This is a genomic window from Variovorax sp. HJSM1_2, assembly GCF_049316285.1.
Taxonomy (GTDB): Bacteria; Pseudomonadota; Gammaproteobacteria; order Burkholderiales; family Burkholderiaceae_C; genus Rhodoferax_B.
Window position 1 is genome coordinate 42501 of record NZ_JBMOXA010000024.1, and the last position, 21028, is coordinate 63528.

A 21028-nucleotide genomic window follows, 5' to 3' on the forward strand; every position below is an offset into this window, starting at 1 on the left:
CGGAACAACGTATTTTCAGGGTTCCGCTGACTTTTGGTAGCAACTTCGCAAGCGCCGAACCGCAAGCTAACCTTAATTTGTCACGCTTCCCCACTCTCTTTCGTAGGTATGAACCAGTACCTGGTTGGACAAACGGTTGACTTCACTGGGTAGCCGTGCCATGTCCAGCGGAAAAGAGAACAACAGCGGCAGGCTGTCCGGCGCGAGAAATCTGAGGCCCTGAGGCCAGGCCGCCTGCCCCGTCGCTGCGGGGCTGGTGGGCAAACGCCAGGGCCGGTGGCTGGCGACCACAAAACCCCATTCGCCAAAACTCGGCACATGTGCGTGGTAGGGCGTGGCCGTCAGGCCCACCGATTCGATGGTCTGCACCACCGTCCAGAAGCTTTGCCGCGCCACCAGGGGCGAGGTGGTCTGCACCACGGCGTAACCGCTGGCGGCCAGGTGCGCATCCAGCAGCGCGTAAAAGCTGTTGGTGTAGAGCTTGCCGATGGAGAAGTTGGTCGGGTCGGGAAAGTCGACCACGATCACGTCGAACACCTCGGACGTGTTCTGCAGCCACTGGAAAGCGTCGGCGTTGACCACCTGCACCTTGGGGTTGTGCAAAGACTGGGTATTGAGCCGCGCCAGCATAGCGTTGTCTTTGAACAAACGCGTCATGGCCGGGTCCAGCTCCACCAGCGTCACCGATTCGACCGACGGGTACTTCAGGATTTCGCGCACCGCCATGCCGTCGCCACCGCCGAGCACGGCGACACGTTTGGCCGCCCCGTGCGCCAACATCACTGGGTGCACCAGGGCCTCGTGGTAACGGTATTCATCGCGTTCGGCAAACTGCAGGTTGCCGTTCAAGAACAAACGCACTCCGCCATGCCCATTGGTCACCACGATGCGTTGGTAGGGCGAAGCGGTGCTGAGCACGATGCGGTCGTGGTAGAACTTGTCTTCGGCAAAACGCGTGATGTGCTCCGCGCCCACCAGCCCCGCCAGCAGCGTGGCCAGCACCAGCACACAGGCCGTGGCGTGCGCCTTGAACTGGCGCAGCTCATGCCGAAACAGGCACAGCGCCCACACCGCCACGGCGGCATTCATCAAGCCAAACAACAGGCCGGTGCGGATCAAACCCAGTTGCGGCACCAGCAGCAAGGGAAACGCCAGCGACACCGCCAGCGCGCCCAGGTAGTCAAAGGTGAGCACCTGCGACACCAGGTCCTTGAACACCAGGTTGCGCTTCAAGATACGCATCACCAGCGGAATCTCCAGGCCTACCAGTGTGCCCACCAACAACACCATGCCGTAGAGCAACACACGGAAGGTGCCGGGCGCATAGGCATTTGCAACAAAAAGAATAGCTGGCAACGCACCACCCACAAGCGCCACCAGCAATTCGATGCGCAAAAAGTGCGCCGGCAACTGGCGCTCAAAATAACGCGACAGCCAGGAGCCTATGCCCATGGCGAACAGGTAGGCGCCGATCACGGTGCTGAACTGGAACACCGAGTCGCCCAACACGTAAGAGGCCAGCGCGCCAGCCGACAGCTCGTACAACAAGCCACAGGCGGCAATCACAAACACGCTGGCCAGCAGCGCCACGTCGATCGGCCGCGCGCGCACCGAGTCTTGAGAGCTGGCTGTAGATGCCGGGGACAAGGTGCTGCTCATACGGGGAAAGCGAAAAATGCGGGGAAACTCAGCGTAGCCTCAATGGATGGCGGCCGCCACGATGATGCTGATGCCCAGGCACATCGCAGCCACCACCAACGCCAGCGCACGGTTTTGTTTTTCGACGATTTCCAGCCACAGGTCGTAGGGCGTGATTTTGTCGAAGATGATGAAACACAGCCAGAACACCAGCACGCCGATCAGGGCGAACAGGATAGAGCCAAAAAATGCGGCGGGCCGCAGCCATTCGAGTTCCATGAAGTGCTCCTTAAAGCGAAAAGGTTTTACTTGTGGCCGCCACCGGACGAATACCCGCCGGACGAGCCACCCGAGCTGCGGTAGTAGGTGCTGCCAGATGATCCACTGCAACTGTTCATCAACACCAGCACCACGATCAAAATAAACAAGATCAGCAGAATGGTGCCGCAGCCAATGCCCTTGCGCACACCGCCATCAAGCGCAATGTTCAACGGTGCCGCATCGCGCCGGCGCGCGGCTTCGGCTTTGCCTTGCAGCTTGAAGGCCTCGACCACCTTGTCACTGTTGATTTTGTTGCCCACGCTCCAGGTGATTTCGCGCGGGCTTTGCTCCATGGACAACAAGCTGTTGCCGTTGCCGAAGTCGCGGTTGTAGGTCTTCTGGCCGCGCACCACGGGCCAGTAAAACTCGCCCGCCACGTAGGTGGTTTCGGCGTTGTATTGGTACTGCAGGACGTAACCCTTGCCCAGGTACTTTGCCGTGCGCTCCAGTTTGTCGAGTTTGGGCGCACCAGTGGCCGGGCGCACCAAACTCCAGCCGTCTTCCGAGTCCACCAGGAACGCAAAACCGCGCTGCAGGTTGTAGAGCAAATACTCTTCCCAGCCAAACAATTCATCATCACCCGGCTCGGCACCCATGCGGTGCTGAAAGCCCACCACCTGCCAGGCCACACCTTCCAGCGTGCCCTTGCTGCCCAGCGGAATGAGCAGTTGCACCGGCTCGTCCTGCTCGGCGTGGAACAACTCGCCGCCCACACCTTGGCTCAGATCGATGAGGCTGTTGCAGGCGCGGCAGGTCAGGCTTTTGGTGCTGCTGAGTTTGACTTCCACCGGCGCGCCGCAATTCGGGCAGTTGAACTGGCGGCCGGTTTCTTCTTTGCTGGACGTATCTTTGATCCCCGTCAGCGCCAGCTCTTCCAGCATGACGGCGCGGCCAGACTCCAACTGCGGCGGGTTGGCGCCGTAGTCAATGCTCAGCACCTCGCCGTCGTCCGAACGCAGCTCCACCACCGTGAACGGCTGGCCCAACGGCGGCAGCTTGGGCAACTCGCCTTCGGCCGCAATCAAGCGCGCCGTAAGCTTGCTGGCGACTCTGTACAACTTGCCGCCAAACGAGGTCGTCATGCCCACACGCAGGTGGTCGGCCGCGGGCACTTCACGCCCGGGTTCGCGCGGGCGGCTGAACACGTAGGCGCCGTTGTCTTCGCTCAGCGCGGCGGAGGTGCCATCTTCAAAAATCGCGATCCACTCGGCCCACGGGCCACTCTCGCCTTGGTACTGCAGGCGGCCGATCAGCGTGAATGGCTGCTTGCGTTCCTGGAAAAAGATAGACCCGCTGGCCATGAGCTGCAGCGGGCTGTGGTCGTCGAACAGCTCGGCCATCTTGCCCACACGCTGCAGCACTTCGCCGCTGCGCACCACCGTGCTGTGGCAATAGGCACAGACCGCATGGGTAGACTGCGCGCTACGAAATTCCACCGGCGCGCCACAACCGGGACAGGGCGCACGGTAGCTGCGTTGAGTCGATGCACCGGCCATTATTTCTTTAAGCTTTTCTGGCCTCTAAGGCTTATTGGAGCTGCGTAAGAAGCTATCAAAAATGATAGTTAAACCAGCTTCTTCAAAAGCTCGGCCTTCTTCGCATCAAACTCTTCCTGCGTGAGAATGCCCTTGGTCTTCAGCTCGCCCAGCTTCTCCAGTGTGGCCATCACTTCATCGGGCCGCACACCAACCGAGGCTGCGGCGGCCGACGCGGCGGCAGCGGGTGCGGCCTGCAAACCGGCTTGCAGGTTTTGCGCAAGCACCTGGCCCAAGGCCACGCCGGCACCCAGGCCCATGGCGTCGCCCGCCACACCGCCGCCGCCGCCCGCGCCTTCGGCAAACTTCGGAATCGCCTGCGCGGTTTGGTACTGCATGAACTTGCCCATGTCGTTGCCCACCATGCCCATGCCAATCTTCTGGTCGAGGATCTTTTGCAGCTCTTCGGGCAGCGAAACGCTCTGCACCGTGAGCCCTTCCAGCTTCAGGCCGATCTTGGTGAACTCGGGCAGCAGTTGCTGCGTGAGTGCCTGCGCAAACATGATCTGATTCGCCGCCAGGTCAAGAAAGGGAATGCCGCTGGCAGCAATGGCGTTGCTGATGTTCTGCAACACCAGGCCACGTAGCTGGCCATCCAGGTCTTCCACGGTGTATTGCTCACGCGTGCCCGAAATCTCGGTGTGGAACAGCTTGGGGTCGGCCACACGGAAATTGAAGTTGCCAAAGGCGCGCAGGCGCACGGCACCAAAGTCTTTGTCGCGGATGGTGATGGGCTGCGGCGTGCCCCACTTCTGGTCAACCTGCTGGCGTGTGCTGAAGAAGTAGACATCACTCTTGAACGGAGACTCGAAGAGTTTGTCCCAGTTCTTCAGGTAGGTGAGTACCGGCAGCGTCTGCGTGGTGAGCTTGTACATGCCGGGGCCAAACACGTCGGCCACCTTGCCCTCGTTGACAAACACCGCCATCTGCGACTCACGCACGGTGAGCGAAGCGCCGTTCTGGATCTCCATCTCGGCCATGGGGAAGCGCCAGGCCAGCGTGCCGTCGTCGCTCTCGGTCCACTGGATGATGTCGATGAACTGCTTGCGAATGAAATCCATCAAAGCCATGTATGTCTCCTCAGGGGGCCAAAGGTCGGGGCATGATACCTGCGCACTTGCGGCCTATGAGCCCTTTAGGCAAAAGCAATTGGCCGGATCAATTGAGAACCAATATCATTCAGTCACTTCGATAGAAAACCTCAATCAGCCATTCCCCATCGCCCACAGGAGCCTCAGCATGCGCCAATTCGCCATCAGCAATTTGCCAACAATCAAGAAGACCGCCAGCTACTACGTGGTGCACGTTTTTGTCGCCTCGCTGGTGGCTTATGCGGTGACCGGCAACTTCTGGGTCGCCATCACGCTGAGCCTGCTGGAACCGACCGTGCAGGCGTTCGCCTTCTTCTTCCACGAGAAGGCCTGGCAACGCTGGGGCGGCAAGCGTGTGGCGGACGCCACACAGCTCGCCCACGCCACACCGGCCACAGCATAAAAAAAGCGGCCTCGCGGGCCGCCTTGGACTTGGGCGCCAGTCGATTACAGATCGAGCACCAGGGTCGCACTCTTGCAACCCGAGACACACACCATCATCGCCTTGTTGGCGGCCTTTTCCTTGGGGCTCAGCACCGAGTCGCGGTGGTCGGGTTCACCGGCCAGTACCTTGGTTTCGCAGGTGCCGCAAATGCCTTCGCTGCAGCTGTAGGGCACGTCTATGCCTTCGTCCAGCAGCGTGGCCAACAAAGGCTTCTCGGGCGTGATGGTGAAGCTGCGGTTGCTACGCTTGAGTTCCACCACATAGGTGCTGCGCGCCTCGCTGGAGGCGGCCACTTCCACGGCCGCAAAACGCTCAATGTGTGCCTGGGTGTGGCCCAGCTTGGCGCAAACGGATTCAAACGCGTCCAGCATCACGGCCGGGCCGCAGGCGTAGTAGTGGGTGTTGGCGTCGGGGCCACGGCTGGCCAGCAGCACGTTCAAGTCGGGTGGTGCGCCCTTTTCGTCGTTGAAGTGGAACAGCAGGGGGGCACCCAGCGCTTCCAGCTCGGCCACAAAGGCCGCATTCGCACGTGAGCGGGCGAAGTACAGCACTTCAAACGGCCGGCCGAGTTGCTTCAGGCGGCGCGCCATGCTCAGAATCGGTGTGACACCAATGCCACCGGCCACCAGCACCGAGTGCGCGGCGTCTTCATGCAGCTTGAAGTTGTTGCGTGGCGCCGAGATCGGCAACGTCATGCCCACACGCAGGTCCTGGTGCACACTGCGCGAGCCACCACGGCTGGCTGCGTCTTTCAGCACACCAATCACATACCGCCCCTCTTCGCCCGGCTGGTTCAGCAACGAATAGTTGCGCACCATGCCGTTGGGCAAGTGCAGGTCTATGTGTGAACCGGCCTCGAAGCTCGGAAACACAACGCCTGGCGCGGGGCGCAGTTCTATGCTGATGATGTCGGTGGCCTCAAAGCGCAGCGTGTGCACAAAGGCGTTCAGGGTGGTGGTGGACATGGTGGGGGAACTCTATCGGTATCTATACATGGCATCGACGGGCCGCGCCGCCGATGCTGCGTCTCATGGTGTCAGTTGCCCGCCGCTTCCAGTTGTTCGTCGGCCAGCCGGCGCAGGTGACGGCGCAGGCGCACGAGGCCGATGTCGTGCTGGTAGAGGTGCTCGCGCGTGTTGGCGTCTGGCTCCATTTGTTCGAGCATAACCCGATCTTGCTCCAATACCGCCCAGTGGCGCGCTTCCAGCCGGTTGCGGTAGAGGAAGCGCCAGGTGTCGCGCTGCCAGCCCGAGACCTTGCGGCAGCGCCAGAAAAACACCGCCACCAGGTTGGGGCTGATGGGCGTGGCACAGCCCACGATGCCGAAGTTGCCGCCTGGGCCGCCGGTCTTGGGGTACGGAATTTCCAGACGCATCCAGTGCAGCCCGGTGCTGGCCCATTCGGTCCAGTCGAAGTTCACACCGCGCTGGCCCACCTTCTCGAACACAAAACCGATGTCGGTTTCGCGGATCTGGAAGGTGGCGGTGTTGTCGCCTTCGGCCATGGAGTGCGACTGCTTGTGCAGGAAGGTGCCATGCATAGGATCCATCACGTTGTCGAGCGCGTAGCGGTAGTCGCCCTTCCACTCGGCGTAGCAGAGGAAGTTGGAGTATTCGGGCGACGACAGCTCTTCGGGCAGCGTCATAGGGGGCGGCGTTTCGATGTTGGTGTCGCTGTTGTAGAGGAACACGGTGCCGTGTTGCTCCTGCACGTGGAACGACAACGCGGCGCGCGAGCCTTCGAGCTTGCAACCGGGGCTGCCGGGCACCTTGGTGACGGTGCCATCACAGCGCACTTCCACGCCGTGGTAGGGGCAGGCCAGGCGGTCGCCCAGCACCACACCTTGCGACAGCGGTGCGCCGCGGTGCGGGCAGTGGTCTTCAAGGGCGTGCAGCGTGCCGCTGGCATCGCGCCAGAGCGCAATCTTCTTGCCCAGGCGGCGCAGCGAAATAGCGCGTTCACCGATGAAATCGGATGGGCAGATGGGATACCAGAGGTTCTTCAGACCGACGGTGAGCAAGGCATCAACCGGATCGGCGTGGATTGGAATGGTGGCGTTCATGGGAATCTCTCGAATCGATTGAAGTTGCTTGCGTTACTTGCTGAGGCGGGCCATCAGGTCCTGGTAGCTTTGCTCGGTCCAGGGTTCGCCGTTTTCGGCAGACGGCCCGGTACGGTTGAGGCAAGCCACCAGCTCAGGCAAGGTGTGCGCCCCTTGGGCGAATGCACGCTCGATGGCGTCGCCCAACAGATCTTCAAAAGTGGTCGGCTCGCGGCGGCGCGCCTGGTGGGGTTCGAGGTAACGGTCGGTAGGGGCGTTAGACATGGGGGTTTCCTTTCGCGGGGAGGACGGGCTTAGTCGGCCTGGATGCCCAGCTCTTTGATGATTTTTCCGAAGCGCAGGTTGTCGTCGGCGGTGGCCTTGGCCAGACGCGCGGCTTCGCCACCGGCTGGCAGCGCACCAAACACGGCCATCTTGGAGACGATCTCGGGCATCTTCAACACATCGTTCATGTGGGTATTGAGCAGCTTGACGATCTCGGGCGGCGTGCCGGCCGGTGCGTAAATGCCTTGCCAGGCGCCCACTTCCACACCCTTGATGCCTTGTTCGGCCAGTGTGGGCACGTTCGGGGCGAGCGACGAGCGCTGTGGATCGGCCACGGCCAGAAGCTTCATCTTGCCGTTGGCCAGGTAGGGGGCCACCGGGCCGTAGGTGATGAAGGTGGCCGGCACATGGCCACCCAGCACGTCGTTGATGGCCGGCGCCACGCCACGGTAAGGCACGTGCGAGAGTTGCGCACCCGTGGCCTTGTTGAACATCTCACCCAGGATGTGCATGGGCGAACCGCTGCCGGGGCTGGCGTAGGACAAGGCCTTGGCCTTGGAAGCGCCCACCAGCGCGGCCGTGTCCTTGGTGCCCGCGTCGGCGTTCACCGCCAGAAACAGCGGCTGCACGCCGGTCATCACCACTGGCGCGAAGCTCTTCACTTCGTCGTAAGCCGAGCCCGAACCGGTCTTGAGCACCAGTTGCGCGATGGCGAAGGTGCTGGGCGCCATCAACAGCGTGTAGCCATCGGCCTTGGACTTGGCGACAAAGGCCGCGCCTATGGTGCCGCTGGCGCCGGGTTTGTTGTCCACCAGCACGGGCTGACCCAGCTTGTGCTGCAACTGCTCGGCGTACACACGTGCCATGGCATCGGTGTCGCCACCGGCGGGGTAGGCCACCACGATGGTGATGGGCTTGGCGGGATAGGCCTGGGCCAGCGCGCTGCCGACGCCAAACAACGCGCACAGCGCGGTGGCAACGGTAGCGAGGACGAAAGCTTGACGACGGATGCTCTTCATGAAGACGCCTTTCAGGGGGGGGGATGCGGTTTTTTGTTGGGGGAATGCAGACAGACTTACTCGGCCACGATGTTGCGGCTCTTGATGATGGGCGCCCAGGTGGCGGCCTCGGCGCGGATCAAATCGCCGAAGGCTGTGCCGGTGTTGATCCAGACTTCCAGGCCCTGCTTTTGCAGTTGAGCTTGGGTGGCCTTGTCGCCAAAAATCTCGGTCACGTCTTTGGCCAGCTGTGCGGCCACGGCCGGTGGTGTGCCCTTGGGCGCCAATACGCCGTACCAGGAGGTGACCTGCACCCCCTTGACGCCGGCTTCACCCAGTGTGGGCACATTGGGCAGTGCCGGGGCGCGTTGTGGGTCGGTCACGGCCAGCGCGCGCAACTTGCCGGACTGGATGTGCGGCAGCAGCGCCGGCAGGTTGCCGATGATCACCGGCACCGTACCGCCCAGCACGTCGTTGAGGCCGGGGGCCGAGCCCTTGTAGGCCACATGCAGGATGTCGGCACCACTTTGCTGCTTGAACAGCTCACCCGCCAGGTGCAGGCCGCTGCCCACGCCGGGCGAGGCGTAGCTCATGCTATTGGGCTTGGCTTTGGACAAGGCCACCAGCTCGGCCACGCTGTTGGCGGGCACGGCTGGGTTCACGGCCAGCACGTTGGCGGCCTTGGCGATCGAGGCCACGGGCACAAAGTCGGCATCCACGCTGTAGCCCAGCTTGGGCATCAGCGTGGGGTTGATGGTGAGGTTGCCTGCGGGTACCACCAGCAAGGTGTGGCCGGTGGGCGCGGCGCGCTTGACCAGGTCGATGCCGATGTTGCCGTTGGCGCCGGTGCGGTTGTCCACCACGGCGGGTTGTTTGTAGCGCGCGGTCAGGCCCGTGGCCAGGATACGCGACAGCGAATCAATGGGGCCACCCGGTGGGAACGGCGCCACGATGTTGAACGGCTGCGCGGACAAGGCGGCCACTGCTTCACCCTGGGCGTGTGCGGTGGCGGCCACCAGCAACGCCAGTGCTGCGGTCGGGATCAGTTTCAGAGCAAGGCGTCGCATGGTTTACTTCCGGTCTGTAATGAATTTGCCACCAGCGGCTTCCGCGCCCTTTTGGCGGCGGGTGTTGCCGTCAATGCCACCGTCGATGGCCCACTCGGCAAACACCGTGGGGCCGGGCTCGAAGGCACGCGGCTCCCACTCGCCGGTGAGTTGGTCTTCGTCGGCGTAGTACTCGGCCAGCGCACCGGCCGGGTTCTTGAAGTACCAGAAGTAGGCCGAAGAAATCGGGTGGCGGCCCGGGCCGAGCTGGGTTTCCCAGCCGCAGCGCGAGATGTGCATGCCGCCGCCAAACACTTCGTGGATGTCGCGCACCTTGAAGGCCACGTGGTTCAGCGCGGCGTCGCCTGCGGGGCGTTGCAGCAGGAACAGGTTGTGGTGGCCGCCATCAGGGGCACAACGCAAGAAGGCGCCACGGCCGGGGTAACGGTCGGAGGCGGCAAAACCCAAACGCTCGGAGTAGAACTTCTCGCAGGCCACCACGTCCTTGACGAAGAACACCACGTGGCCCACTTCTATGGGCGTGGCGCGTTCGTAGGCGGGTGAAGCCTGGTTGATGCGGTCCTTCTTGCTCCAGGTGTTGTAGCTGGCGCTGTCGACCTGCACTTCGCGCTTGCGCGTGACCTGCAGGCGCACGGCCAGGCCGTTCGGGTCGGTACAACCGATACGCCCCGAGCCCGATGCAGCGCTCACAAAGCCCGGCTCGTTGCGGATGTTGTCCTCGTAGCGGCGCAGATCGGATTCGCTGGCCACACCCCAGACCACTTCACGCAGTGTCGGGCCGGCTTCCAGCGCAGCTGGCAAACCGGCCTTGCCGCTGGCGGCGACGATCACGCGGCAGCCGTTCAGCGTTTCAAAGCTCAGTTCGTCTGCGGTTTCCGACACCAGGTGCAGGCCCCAGTCGAGAAAGAAACGGCGACACGTGGGCAGGTCGTCCGCCCCGTAAGTGATTTCGTCAATGCCAAGTACGCTCATGATTTTTCCAATCTCAGTTTGCCCAGCCCAAAGGCTGTTCATTTAGGCCCCAGTACATGGCTTTTTGTTCCATGTATTGCAGGATGCCCAGGCGTCCTTTTTCGCGGCCCAGGCCGCTGTCGCGCCAGCCACCAAATGGGGTGGAAATGGAGAACTGCTTGTAGGTGTTGATCCACACCGTGCCGGCTTGCACCGCACGGCCAATGCGCCAGGCGCGTTTGTAGTCCTTGGTCCAGATGCCGGCGGCCAGCGCGTAGACGCTGTTGTTGGCCTGTTCGAGCAAGGCTTCCTCGTTGTCGAATGGCATGGCCACCAGCACCGGGCCGAAGATTTCCTGCTGGCAGATGGCGTCAGTGTTTTGCACGCCTTCCAGAATGGTCGGGCTGTAGTAGTAGCCACGCTCGTACAGCGCGCCTTCAGGGCGCTTGCCGCCGGTGCGCAGCGTGGCGCCATCACCCAGGCCCATGGCCACGTAGCCTTCGATCGACTCGCGGTGTTTGGCGGTGATCAGCGGGCCCATTTGGGTGCGTTCGTCGGCTGGGTCGCCGACACGCAAAGCGGCGGCGCGTTGGCTCAAGCGGTCCATGAACGGTGCATACAGTTCACGCGCGACAAACAGGCGCGAGCCGGCGATGCACGATTCACCCGACGAGCTGAAGATGCCGAACAACACACCGTTGACGGCGTGGTCCAGGTCGGCATCGGCCAGCACCATGGTGGCCGACTTGCCGCCCAGCTCCAGCGAGACCGGCATCATCTTGTCGGCCGCGATGTGGGCGATGTGTTTGCCGGTGCTGGTGCCGCCGGTGAACGACACACGCTTCACCAGCGGGTGTTTGGTGATGGCGTCGCCAATCACCGAGCCACGGCCGGGCAACACGCTCAACATGCCCTTGGGCACACCGGCTTCTTCACAGATGGCGGCCAGCTCCAGCGCCATCAGCGGCGTGGCCTCTGCGGGCTTGATGACCACGGCATTGCCCGCAGCCAAGGCGGGCGCCACCTTTTGCGCTTCGCTGGCTATGGGTGAGTTCCACGGCGTGATCGCGGCCACCACACCCATGGGCTCGTAGACGCTCATGGTCATGTAGTCGCCGCGCGCAGGGGTGAGCGTTTCTTCCAGTGTTTCGCAGGCAGCGGCGAAGAACTGGAAGGTGCCGGCGGCACTGGCCACCAGGTTGCGCGTTTCGGAAATCGGCTTGCCGTTGTCCAGGCGTTGGCGTTGCGCCAAAGGCTCGGCGCGTTCACGGATGATTTGCGCCACGCGGTACAACACGGCCGCACGTTCGTGTGGCTTCTTCTGCGCCCAGCCGCTGGTGCGGAAGGCGTGGTCGGCACGTTCAATGGCCTCGTTCACGTCCTCCAGGCTGGGGGCGCGCAGGCGGGCCACGACTTCGCCGGTGGCGGGGTAGAGGGTGCTGCTCTCGCTACCAGCACCCAGGCGCATTTCGCCACCGATGTTGATGGGGAGCAGGTCGTTGCGTTCTGTGATCAGCATGTGTTTTCCTCAGATCGACACCGCGTGTGCGCGGTTGCGAATGGCGCGTACCGCGCTGTAGACGGTGAGTGCCGAAGTCTTGGGGTTGGCAGCAAGAGGCTTGCCACGCATGGTCAGCTCGAAGCTGCCGAAGGCGCCGCGCGCCAACACGTGGTGCACGTTCTCGGTCACGCCAGGATCGGCGTACAGCTCCACCTTGGTGCCTTGCAGGCCCAGGCCGGCCAGGGCCAGCGTGGCCGCCACGTTGGCGTTCTTGGGGTAGAGCTGCGCGGCTTGCTCGGCGCTGCCCGCAAAGATGCGGTGCGCGGTCTTCAGGCTGTCGAGATCACATTCCTTTTCACCCGGCGTGCCCTTCCAGGCGCCCGGCGGCTTGCGGCCGGTGTAGACCACTTCGTCCAGGCCGCCGATACGTGCGGCGGCCAGGGCGTCGATGGCACCGATGGCACCCGACAACAATTGCACTTGTGTCTTGCCCTGGCGTGCGGCGGCTTCGAGCGCGGCGAACATGCCGTCTTCGCTCAAGGCGCCGACCGAGGCCACCACGGCAGGCACGCCGCGTTGCAGTGCGGGCACCACGTGTTCACCGATGGCACTGTGGCCAGCGCATTCGACCACCAGGTCGGGCGCGTAGGCCCCTTGGCCTACGGCGCTGGCGATCTTCGCCGTGGGCGCCCAGCGCTGCACGGTGGCGTTGATGGCGTCGGTGGTGTAGGGCACAACCACGCTTTGCACGGCCACATCGGCGTCACCGTGCAACAACTCCAGCACAGAGGAGCCAATGGCGCCGCAACCGATCAGGGCAATCTTCAACATGTGCGCCATCCTTTTAGGCCGGAACTTTGGTCGGTGGGCCGGCAAACGCGGTGGTGAAGTTGCCAATCGACAGCATGTCGATTTCCAGCAAGAACGGGCCGGTGGCAGCATTGGCTTTTTCCAGCGCGGCAGGCAGTTCGCTCCAGTTGCTCACGCGGGTGTGTGGCAGCTTCAGCGAAGCCGTCAAACCGGCGTAGTCGGGCGTGTGCAGGTCGACATAACAACGGCGGCCACCGTATTGCGCGTCCTGGATGTTGCGGATCACGCCGTAACGCTGGTCGTTCATCAGCACGTAGACCACGGGAGCGTTTTCTTGCACGGCCGTGGCCAGTTCACCCAGGTTGAGGATGAAACCGCCGTCGCCACACAGGCTGAAGGTTTTGCGGCCCGAGCCGGTGACGGCCGAGGCCACGGCTGCACCTATGCCCATGGCCAGGCCTTGGCCAATGCCGCCGCCCAGGGCGTGCACACCAGCCGTGGGTTCAAACACCTGCAGTTGGCGGTTGCCCCAGGTGCTGTTGGACACCGTGACGTCGCGCACCCAGTTGAACTTGCGGCCAGCGGCCTTTTGCAGCGCAGCGACCAGCGTGGTGTAGGGGCCCAGACCGTCGAGCAGCAGCTTCTCGGCTTGTTCCTTGGCGGCACGCAGATCGGCAGCAAAGGCCGGGTCGATGTTGAGCTTGCCTTCCAGGCGCTCGGCCAGGCCTTCAAGCACCAGCTTGGCATCACCCGTCACAAAATAATCGGTTTCGTAGCAACGGCCTTCGGCGGAGCCGTCCACATCGGCACGGTACAGCGGGCGTGGCAGCTTGAGTTGGTACTTCAGCGTTTCGTTGCCACGCAGGCGCGAACCCACGACCAGCATGGCGTCGCAGGTCTGGTAGAAGTTTTCCACCGGCTTGTGCAGGTTGTAGGCGCCGAGCGAGCGCACGTCGTCTTCGGCGACGATGCCACGGCCTTGTGTGCTGGTGACCACACCAATGCCCATGGCCATGAGGCGTGCCACGGCTGCACCGGCGTGGCGTGCGCCACCACCGAGCCACAACAAGGGGCGGCGCGCGGTGCGCAGGCGCTCGGCCAGGGCGTCGAGGCTGGCGACAGGCGGCACGGCCACACCTATGGGCAGCGGGCTCAGATCGGCCGGTTGGGCGATCAGCGCGGCCTGGATGTCGATAGGGATTTCGATGCTGACGGGGCCGGTGGGCGCGGTCAATGCCACTTGCACGGCCTGCTTCAAGGTGCTGATGGCGGTCTCGACGCTGCGCACGCGGAAGGCGGCCTTGGAGATGGCCTTCAGCATGGTGAGCTGGTCGGGTGCTTCGTGGATGTACGACAGGTTCTGGTCGAGGTATTGGGTCTCGATCTGGCCGGTGATGTGCAACAGCGGCGTGCCGGCCGTGAGCGCTTCCACCATGGCGCCAGCGGCGTTACCCGCTGCGGTGCCGGTGCTGGTGAGGCACACACCCAGGCTGCCGGTGGTGCGGGCGTAGGCGTCGGCCATGTTGGTGCCGCCGGCTTCGCCGCGCGCCATCACGAAGCGGATGTTGCCGCGGTCGTTGAAGGCGTCCAGGATGGGCATGTTGTGGATGGAGATCACGCCAAAGGCGGCCTTGACGCCGCATTGCTCCAGGAATTCGGCGATAGCTGCGCCAACGGTGATTTGTTTAGTTTCAAGCATGGTGGGATAGACCTCCGGATACATCGATATGGCTGCCCGTGGTGTAGGAGGACAGAGGAGAGGCCAGGTAGAAAATGGCCTGGGCGGCTTCCTGGGGCAAGCCCAGTCGGCCAAGGGGGATACGTTTGCGCGCAGCGAGTTCACCGGTCCAGGCGGCCCAGTCTTGCGTCTTGTCTTCACGCGCCTCAAAGCGGCGGCGCCATTGACCAGACTCGATCAGGCCGACCAGAATGCCGTTGACACGCACGCCCTTGGGCGCGAACTCGGTGGCCATGGAGCGCACCAGGTTCTTGATGCCGGCGCGCGCGGCCGAGGTGGCCACCATGTGCGGCTCGGGTTGTGCGGCCAGCAGCGAATTCACGCATACGATGGCCGCATCGGCGTGTTGCTGCAGTTGCGGCAGAAAGGCGCGGGTCGGGTAGATCACCGAGAAGAACTTCAGGTGCAGTTCTTCGGTCCAGGCGGCGTCAGTGGTATCGGCAAAGGTGGAGACGCGGCCTTGGCCGGCGTTGTTCACCAGAATGGAGACGGTGCCGAGTGCGGCTTGGGTCTGCGCGGCGAAGTCCTTGATGGAGGCTTCGGACAACACATCGCAGGTGGCAGCGAACAGCTTGGCTTGCGGGAACAGCTCGCGCAGGCGCGCTTCGGCGGAGGCCAGGCGCTCGGCGTTGCGGCCGCAGATGGCGACGGCGGCGCCCTGCTGCAGCAACAGCTCGACCGTGGCCAGGCCAATACCGGAGGTGCCCCCGGTGACCACGGCAACGCGGCCGCTTAAATTGAATGCTTGCATATAAATTAAACGGGCTTAGTTGCCAGCGATGGCGGCGCGCTTCTGCGGCGCTGCACCGGGCTTGTAGTTGAGCAAGGCCGACAATTCTTCGGCCGAGGCACGCACACGCTGCACCAGTTCGTCGAGTTGTGCGCCTTCGATGTGTGCCGAGGGAATGGTCGCGCCCATGGCCGCGATGATGCGGCCCGAGTGGTCGCGCACCGGGGCGGCCACGGTGGAGATGCTGGCTTCGAAATAACCCTCGCCCAACGCATAACCACGCTCGCGGTCTTCTTGCGCCATGTTGAACAAGTCCAAGGTGGTCTTGGGTGTGCAGTTGGAAAACACTTCGAGCTCGGGCTCGGGGTAGAGGGCTTGCAGGTCGGGCAGTGTCAGGTCTTCAAGCAGGATGCGGCCGAGCACCGTGGCATGTGCGGGCAGGCGTGTGCCCACACGCACCGAGCTGGCAAACGGTGTGGACGGCGACACCTTGGCCACGTAGACAATGTGCCGGTGGTCGCGCACCACCAGGTTCACGGCATAACGGATCTCGCTGTTCAAGCGCGCCAGCACGGGCTGGCCCAACTCGGTCAGTTCCAGCGACGACAGGTATTCAAAGCCCATGCGCAACACCGCCAGGCCCAGGCGGTAGTCGTTGCCGCTTTCGGTGCGTTCGATGAAACCCAGCGCCTCCAAGGTGTTGAGCAAACGGAACACGGTGGAGCGGGGCAGGTTCAGCCGGCGCGCCAGTTCGGGCGCGCCGAGTGCCCGGCTTTCACGGCCGAATTCGCCCAGCAGGCGCAGGCCGCGCTCCAGGGCCGGCACTATGTATTTTTCAGAGCCTTCGTCGGCGTCGTTGGTGGTGCTCATGGCTGTGGACTCATACACAGGCCGCCAGCGCCTGCTCGATGAGCTGGGCCACGGCCTGGGGTTGTTCGGTAGGGCTGGCATGGCCAGCGGCGACGATAGGGGCGTAGGTGGCGCCCAACACTTGGGCCCAACGGGCGCTGGCTTCTGGGGTGGTGACCACATCCACAGCACCGCAATGCACTTCCACCGGCATCTGCAATGCGGGGCCTGCGCCCAGGTTGGCAGCACACAGCAGCTCAACGGCTTGCAGGTAGCCGTCTTCCTTCAACAGGCTGGCGTTCCAGCGCACCCAGGCGCGGGCTTCTTCCGTGGCGTTGGGCGACAGCAAACGTTGGTCGATGCGTGCGGCAATGCCAGCCACGCCCTGGGTTTCCAAAGCATCGCGGCGCTGTGCGCGCACGCGTGCCTGGGCTTCGGCCTGGTCGGGCGCACCGTAGCCGCCAGCGGGGCTGATCAACACCAGGCGTGGCACTTGTTGCCGAGTGCTGTGGCGTGCGTAGGCCGCGCCCATCAAGCACCCCAGCGAATGACCCACCACCAGGCAAGACGGCAAGCCCATGACGTCGACCGCAGCACGCAGTTGCGCGGCGTAGTCCTCTGCCGTGGGTGCCAGGCTCGGCAACGGTGTGGAGCTGCCGTAACCCGGCGCATCCCAGGCGACCACATGGATGTGCGGCGCCAAAGCGGCGACCACTTGTTGCCAGGACGCGGCGCCTGAACTGATGCCGTGCAACAGCAACACGCTGGGGCCTAGCCCTGGTGTACCGCGTTGGCGCACCGAGACTTGTGCGCCGCCGGGCAGGCGCACCACGGTCTGCGCAAACTCGCGGTTCAGGCGTTCAACTTGTGGGGCGGAGATCATGCTGGCGTCGGGGCTGGCGAAGACTGATGCGTGCTTATTTCGGCTCGCGCTTGATGCTGGCCAGGGGGTGTTCTGGCGGGTAGGTGGGGGTGATGGGCTTCTTGGCGCCGAGCATCACGCACATCAGCGCGTCTTCGTCGCCGATGTTGATTTCTTCGCGGTACACGCCGGGCGGCACCGAGACGACGTCACGGTCGGTCAGGATGGTTTCATAACGTTGGCCATCTTTTTCCAGCACCAGCTTGAGCTTGCCGCGGATCAGGAAGAACACTTCTTCCACGTCGGTGTGCAGGTGCGATGGGCCTTCGTTGCCGGCCGGGATCACCATGGTCGAGAAAGTGAAGTTTTCCGCCGGGATGGTGGTGTTGTCCGAGGACACACCCGTGCCGCCCGTACCGATGTAACGCATTTGGCCGCGACGGTACTTGGGGTCGAAGTCGGCCTGGAACTTCAGCGCGTCGAAGTCGTAGCGGCGCGTGGAGAAGCGTGCCACGCGGCTTTCCATCCACTTGTCAAAACCTACGCCCTCGGGCTGTTCCCAGCTCTTGGGTTGTTGAGATTGTTCAGTCGTTTGGCTCATGGGTTTTCTCCTGTTGATTTCCAATTAGTTCATGACGAAGCCGCCGTTGACGGCAAGCAGTTGGCCGGTGACAAAACGGGCCATATCGGACAAGGCAAAGGTGACGGCACCACTCACGTCGGCCGGCAGCTGTTCACGTTGCAGCGCGCGTTGGTCTACGTACAGGCGGTGGCGGTTCTCCGGCACGTATTGGGTGGCTTCGACCATCACCAGGCCGGGGGCGATGGCGTTGACGGTGATGTTGTCGGCGCCGAGTTCGCGCGCCAGCGAATGTGTCATGGAAATGACGGCGCCTTTGCTCGCCACGTAGGCCAGCAGATTGGGTGCGCCCCAGAGTGCGGTGTCGGATGCCAGATTGACCACGGCGCCACGGCCGCTTTCGCGCAGTGCGGCACGGCAGGCGCGGGTCATCAACCAGGTGCCGCGCACGTTGACGGCCATGACCTTGTCCCAAACGGCAACATCGATGTCGGCCATGCCACGGCCACCGGAATCGGTGACGGCGGCGTTGTTCACCAAGCCGTCCAGGCCGCCGAGTGCGGCGATGGCCTCAGTGGCGCAGCGGTCTACGGAAGCCGGGTCGGCGAGATCAACCTGAACGGCGGTGGCGTCAAACCCTTGCGCACGTAATTGCGCGGCCGATTCGGCCAGCAGTTCGGCCTGGATGTCGGCAATGACCACACGTGCACCGGCTTCGCAGAAAGCGGAGGCAAACGCAAACCCGAGCCCGCGTGCGGCGCCGGTCACCAGGATACGGCGGCCTGCCAACAATGGAGCAGACGATGAAGATGTGGGGCTCATGGATCTTTCTTTTCGCGGGGCGACTGGGTGGCTGCTTTCCCCAATCTTGCGATGTTTCACATATGGAACATCGATTTATTAATGGAACGAGCGAACTTTAATTAAGTTCGTTCTACGCAGCCATGCGTAAAAACACTTACAGCGCGTTTGCCCGCGAAACAAGGCTATTGGCGCGCCGTGTTAACCGGAAAGAACTACAGAGAAACAACCCATGCGCCTCAGTTGGGCTCAAATGCGAGGTCTACAATCGGCCCCCGATCTATCCCACATAACCACGGTTTGTCAGGAGACAACCGCGCTTGGAGACCCTAGATGACCGACACGACGGGCAAGACCGAACAGAAACGTGCAGAACTGCGCAAGGCTGCACTCGAGTACCACGAGTTTCCGCATCCCGGCAAAGTCGCGATAACCGCCACCAAGCAACTGGTGAACCAGCATGACCTGGCGCTGGCCTACTCCCCAGGCGTCGCCGCACCTTGCGAAGAGATCGTCAAAGACCCCAACGCAGCCTTCCGTTACACCGCACGCGGCAACCTGGTGGCCGTGATCACCAACGGCACCGCCGTGCTGGGCCTGGGCGACATTGGCCCGCTGGCCTCCAAGCCGGTGATGGAGGGCAAGGGCGTTCTGTTCAAGAAGTTCTCTGGCATCGACGTCTTCGACATCGAAATCGACGAGAAGAACGACCTCGACAAGCTGGTCGACATCATTGCTTCGCTGGAGCCAACCTTCGGCGGCATCAACCTGGAAGACATCAAGGCGCCAGACTGCTTCTACGTCGAACGCAAGCTGCGCGAACGCATGAAGATCCCGGTCTTCCACGACGACCAACACGGCACCGCCATTTGTGTGGGCGCAGCGATTCTGAACGGCCTGAAGGTGGTCGGCAAAGACATCACCAAGGTCAAGCTGGTGACCTCGGGCGCGGGCGCTGCGGCGCTGGCCTGTTTGGGCCTGCTGCTGAAGCTGGGCATGCCGCGCGAAAACATCTACGTGACCGACTTGGCTGGCGTGGTCTACAAAGGCCGCACCGAGTTGATGGACGAAGACAAGATCCAGTACGTGCAGGACACCTCGGCCCGCACGCTGGGTGAAGTGATTCAAGACGCAGACATCTTTCTGGGCTTGTCCGCCGGCGGCGTGCTCAAGCCAGAGATGGTCAGCAAAATGGCCAAACAGCCGCTGATTCTGGCGCTGGCCAACCCATCGCCTGAAATTGACCCGGCCGCCGCCAAGGCCGCGCGAGACGATGTGATCATCGCCACCGGCCGCACCGACTACCCGAACCAGGTCAACAACGTCCTGTGTTTCCCATACATCTTCCGCGGCGCACTCGACAGCGGCGCCACCACCATCACGGTGGAAATGGAAATCGCGGCAGTGCATGCCATTGCCGAATTGGCTCAAGCTGAGCAGAGCGAAGTTGTGGCCGCGGCTTACGTGGGCGAAAAGCTAGCGTTTGGGCCTGAATACCTGATCCCCAAGCCGTTTGACCCGCGCCTGATGATCAAGATCGCACCGGCCGTGGCCCAAGCCGCCGCCGACAGTGGTGTGGCACTACGCCCGATCACCGACATGGACGCCTACATAGACAAGCTGCAAAGCTTCGTCTACGCGTCTGGCACCACCATGAAGCCTATCTATGACATGGCCAAGAAGTCCACGCGCAAACGTGTGGCTTATGCCGAAGGTGAAGAAGAACGCGTCTTGCGCGCCGCGCAGATCGTGGTGGACGAAGGCTTGGCCCGCCCGACGCTGATTGGCCGCCCAGCCATCATCGCCGAGCGCATCAAGAAGTTTGGCCTGCGCCTGCGCGAAGAGCTCGATTACGACATCGTCAACGTCGAGCAAGACCACCGTTACCGCGATTTCTGGCAGACCTACCACCGCATGACCGAGCGCAAGGGTACAACGGTGCAGACCGCCAAGATCGAGATGCGCCGCCGCCTCACGCTGATTGGCTCTATGCTGCTGCACAAGGGCGAAGTCGACGGCATGATCTGCGGCACCTGGGGCCATACGGCCATGCACCTGCACTACATCGACCAGGTGATTGGCAAACGCGCCGGTGGCTGCGCCAGCACGCCGCAAGACGTGCCTATCTATGCCTGCATGAACGGTTTGTTGCTGCCGGGCCGCCAGGTGTTCCTGGTCGACACCCACGTCAACTACGACCCAACCGCAGAAGAACTGGCCGAGATCACGGTCATGGCCGCAGAAGAAATGATGCGCTTTGGCCTGAAGCCCAAGGCAGCGCTGCTGTCGCACAGCAACTTTGGCCAAAGCAACCAACCAAGCGCCGTCAAAATGCGCCGCGTGCTGGAACTGCTGCAAACCGAAGCGCCTTGGCTGGAAGTGGACGGCGAAATGCACGGCGACATCGCGCTGGACGGCAACGCCCGCTTGGCCACCATGCCCAACAGCACCCTGGTGGGCGATGCCAACCTGCTGGTGTTGCCGAACATTGATGCGGCAAACATCTCCTACAACCTGCTGAAGACTGCGGCCGGCGGCAACATCGCCATTGGCCCCGTGCTGCTGGGCGCCGCGAAACCCGTACACATTTTGACCGCCAGCACCACGGTACGCAGAATTGTAAACATGACAGCGCTCACCGTGGCCGATGCCAATGTGGTGCGTTGATTCACTGAACTAGCACAACAGAAGAGCAAGCACCAACTTCTGTAACTGTATGCCCTTGGAGCCTGCCCAAATTTTGGGCAGGCTCTTGCTTTTTCAGAGCCAATACGTCACACTAGCG

The 21028-nt window shown here is 62.9% G+C and carries 20 protein-coding genes; 2 read left to right on the forward strand and 18 right to left on the reverse strand.

All coding sequences use genetic code 11. From position 1 onward, the window contains the following. Positions 1 to 72: 72 nt before the first annotated feature. The 4 genes from ACFQ95_RS20670 to ACFQ95_RS20685 all read right to left on the reverse strand — a co-directional run bounded on the left by ACFQ95_RS20670 (position 73) and on the right by ACFQ95_RS20685 (position 4564). Positions 73 to 1659 carry a polyamine aminopropyltransferase gene (locus tag ACFQ95_RS20670; RefSeq protein WP_422834033.1) on the reverse strand — a complete coding sequence of 529 codons (1587 nt, stop codon included), beginning with the start codon at positions 1657 to 1659 and terminating at the stop codon, positions 73 to 75. A gap of 39 nt (positions 1660 to 1698) precedes the next feature. Continuing rightward, entirely contained in the window at positions 1699 to 1917 is a 219-nt protein-coding gene (locus ACFQ95_RS20675; RefSeq protein ID WP_422834035.1) for a DUF350 domain-containing protein, read from the reverse strand. Between the two features lie 26 nt (positions 1918 to 1943). Then, entirely contained in the window at positions 1944 to 3455 is a 1512-nt protein-coding gene (locus ACFQ95_RS20680) for a DUF4178 domain-containing protein (protein WP_422834037.1), read from the reverse strand. Positions 3456 to 3523: 68 nt separating this feature from the next. After that, a complete protein-coding gene (locus ACFQ95_RS20685) occupies positions 3524 to 4564 on the reverse strand; it encodes an SPFH domain-containing protein (RefSeq protein WP_422834039.1) in 1041 nt (346 codons plus the stop codon). Between the two features lie 169 nt (positions 4565 to 4733). Here ACFQ95_RS20685 and ACFQ95_RS20690 point away from each other — a divergent pair, with 169 nt between their 5' ends. Then, positions 4734 to 4988: a DUF2061 domain-containing protein gene (locus ACFQ95_RS20690; protein WP_422834041.1), complete on the forward strand. Its 255-nt coding sequence runs from the start codon at positions 4734 to 4736 to the stop codon at positions 4986 to 4988. A 44-nt stretch (positions 4989 to 5032) separates the two neighbouring features. Here ACFQ95_RS20690 and ACFQ95_RS20695 read toward each other — a convergent pair whose 3' ends face one another. From ACFQ95_RS20695 to ACFQ95_RS20760, 14 genes are all read right to left on the reverse strand, one after another. After that, positions 5033 to 5995 carry a PDR/VanB family oxidoreductase gene (locus tag ACFQ95_RS20695; RefSeq protein WP_422834043.1) on the reverse strand — a complete coding sequence of 321 codons (963 nt, stop codon included), beginning with the start codon at positions 5993 to 5995 and terminating at the stop codon, positions 5033 to 5035. 71 nt (positions 5996 to 6066) lie between these two features. Beyond that, the gene (locus ACFQ95_RS20700) at positions 6067 to 7092 is read right to left on the reverse strand and encodes a Rieske 2Fe-2S domain-containing protein (RefSeq protein WP_422834045.1); all 1026 of its coding nucleotides are present in this window, start codon (positions 7090 to 7092) and stop codon (positions 6067 to 6069) included. A gap of 33 nt (positions 7093 to 7125) precedes the next feature. Then, entirely contained in the window at positions 7126 to 7356 is a 231-nt protein-coding gene (locus ACFQ95_RS20705; protein ID WP_422834047.1) for a recombinase-like helix-turn-helix domain-containing protein, read from the reverse strand. Between the two features lie 29 nt (positions 7357 to 7385). Then, positions 7386 to 8375, reverse strand: coding sequence for a Bug family tripartite tricarboxylate transporter substrate binding protein (locus ACFQ95_RS20710; RefSeq protein ID WP_422834049.1), 990 nt, complete (start codon positions 8373 to 8375; stop codon positions 7386 to 7388). 56 nt (positions 8376 to 8431) lie between these two features. Beyond that, positions 8432 to 9421: a Bug family tripartite tricarboxylate transporter substrate binding protein gene (locus ACFQ95_RS20715; protein ID WP_422834051.1), complete on the reverse strand. Its 990-nt coding sequence runs from the start codon at positions 9419 to 9421 to the stop codon at positions 8432 to 8434. A gap of 3 nt (positions 9422 to 9424) precedes the next feature. Continuing rightward, positions 9425 to 10393 carry a VOC family protein gene (locus ACFQ95_RS20720; protein ID WP_422834053.1) on the reverse strand — a complete coding sequence of 323 codons (969 nt, stop codon included), beginning with the start codon at positions 10391 to 10393 and terminating at the stop codon, positions 9425 to 9427. Positions 10394 to 10406: 13 nt separating this feature from the next. Further along, on the reverse strand, positions 10407 to 11891 hold the full coding sequence (locus tag ACFQ95_RS20725; RefSeq protein ID WP_422834054.1) for an aldehyde dehydrogenase: 1485 nt from the start codon (positions 11889 to 11891) through the stop codon (positions 10407 to 10409). Positions 11892 to 11900: 9 nt separating this feature from the next. Continuing rightward, positions 11901 to 12704: an aspartate dehydrogenase gene (locus ACFQ95_RS20730; RefSeq protein WP_422834055.1), complete on the reverse strand. Its 804-nt coding sequence runs from the start codon at positions 12702 to 12704 to the stop codon at positions 11901 to 11903. A 13-nt stretch (positions 12705 to 12717) separates the two neighbouring features. Continuing rightward, positions 12718 to 14382 carry a thiamine pyrophosphate-binding protein gene (locus tag ACFQ95_RS20735; RefSeq protein ID WP_422834057.1) on the reverse strand — a complete coding sequence of 555 codons (1665 nt, stop codon included), beginning with the start codon at positions 14380 to 14382 and terminating at the stop codon, positions 12718 to 12720. Next, positions 14375 to 15172, reverse strand: a complete 798-nt coding sequence (locus tag ACFQ95_RS20740) for an SDR family oxidoreductase (RefSeq protein WP_422834059.1) — start codon at positions 15170 to 15172, stop codon at positions 14375 to 14377. The genes ACFQ95_RS20735 and ACFQ95_RS20740 overlap by 8 nt, the downstream gene beginning before the upstream one ends. A gap of 15 nt (positions 15173 to 15187) precedes the next feature. After that, a complete protein-coding gene (locus ACFQ95_RS20745; protein ID WP_422834061.1) occupies positions 15188 to 16021 on the reverse strand; it encodes an IclR family transcriptional regulator in 834 nt (277 codons plus the stop codon). A gap of 10 nt (positions 16022 to 16031) precedes the next feature. Then, on the reverse strand, positions 16032 to 16883 hold the full coding sequence (locus ACFQ95_RS20750) for an alpha/beta fold hydrolase (RefSeq protein ID WP_422834063.1): 852 nt from the start codon (positions 16881 to 16883) through the stop codon (positions 16032 to 16034). A 34-nt stretch (positions 16884 to 16917) separates the two neighbouring features. Next, positions 16918 to 17463, reverse strand: coding sequence for a cupin domain-containing protein (locus tag ACFQ95_RS20755; protein WP_422834065.1), 546 nt, complete (start codon positions 17461 to 17463; stop codon positions 16918 to 16920). 24 nt (positions 17464 to 17487) lie between these two features. Continuing rightward, the gene (locus ACFQ95_RS20760; protein ID WP_422834067.1) at positions 17488 to 18264 is read right to left on the reverse strand and encodes an SDR family oxidoreductase; all 777 of its coding nucleotides are present in this window, start codon (positions 18262 to 18264) and stop codon (positions 17488 to 17490) included. Positions 18265 to 18576: 312 nt separating this feature from the next. Here ACFQ95_RS20760 and ACFQ95_RS20765 point away from each other — a divergent pair, with 312 nt between their 5' ends. Continuing rightward, positions 18577 to 20910, forward strand: a complete 2334-nt coding sequence (locus ACFQ95_RS20765; RefSeq protein ID WP_422834069.1) for an NADP-dependent malic enzyme — start codon at positions 18577 to 18579, stop codon at positions 20908 to 20910. Positions 20911 to 21028 lie beyond the last annotated feature (118 nt).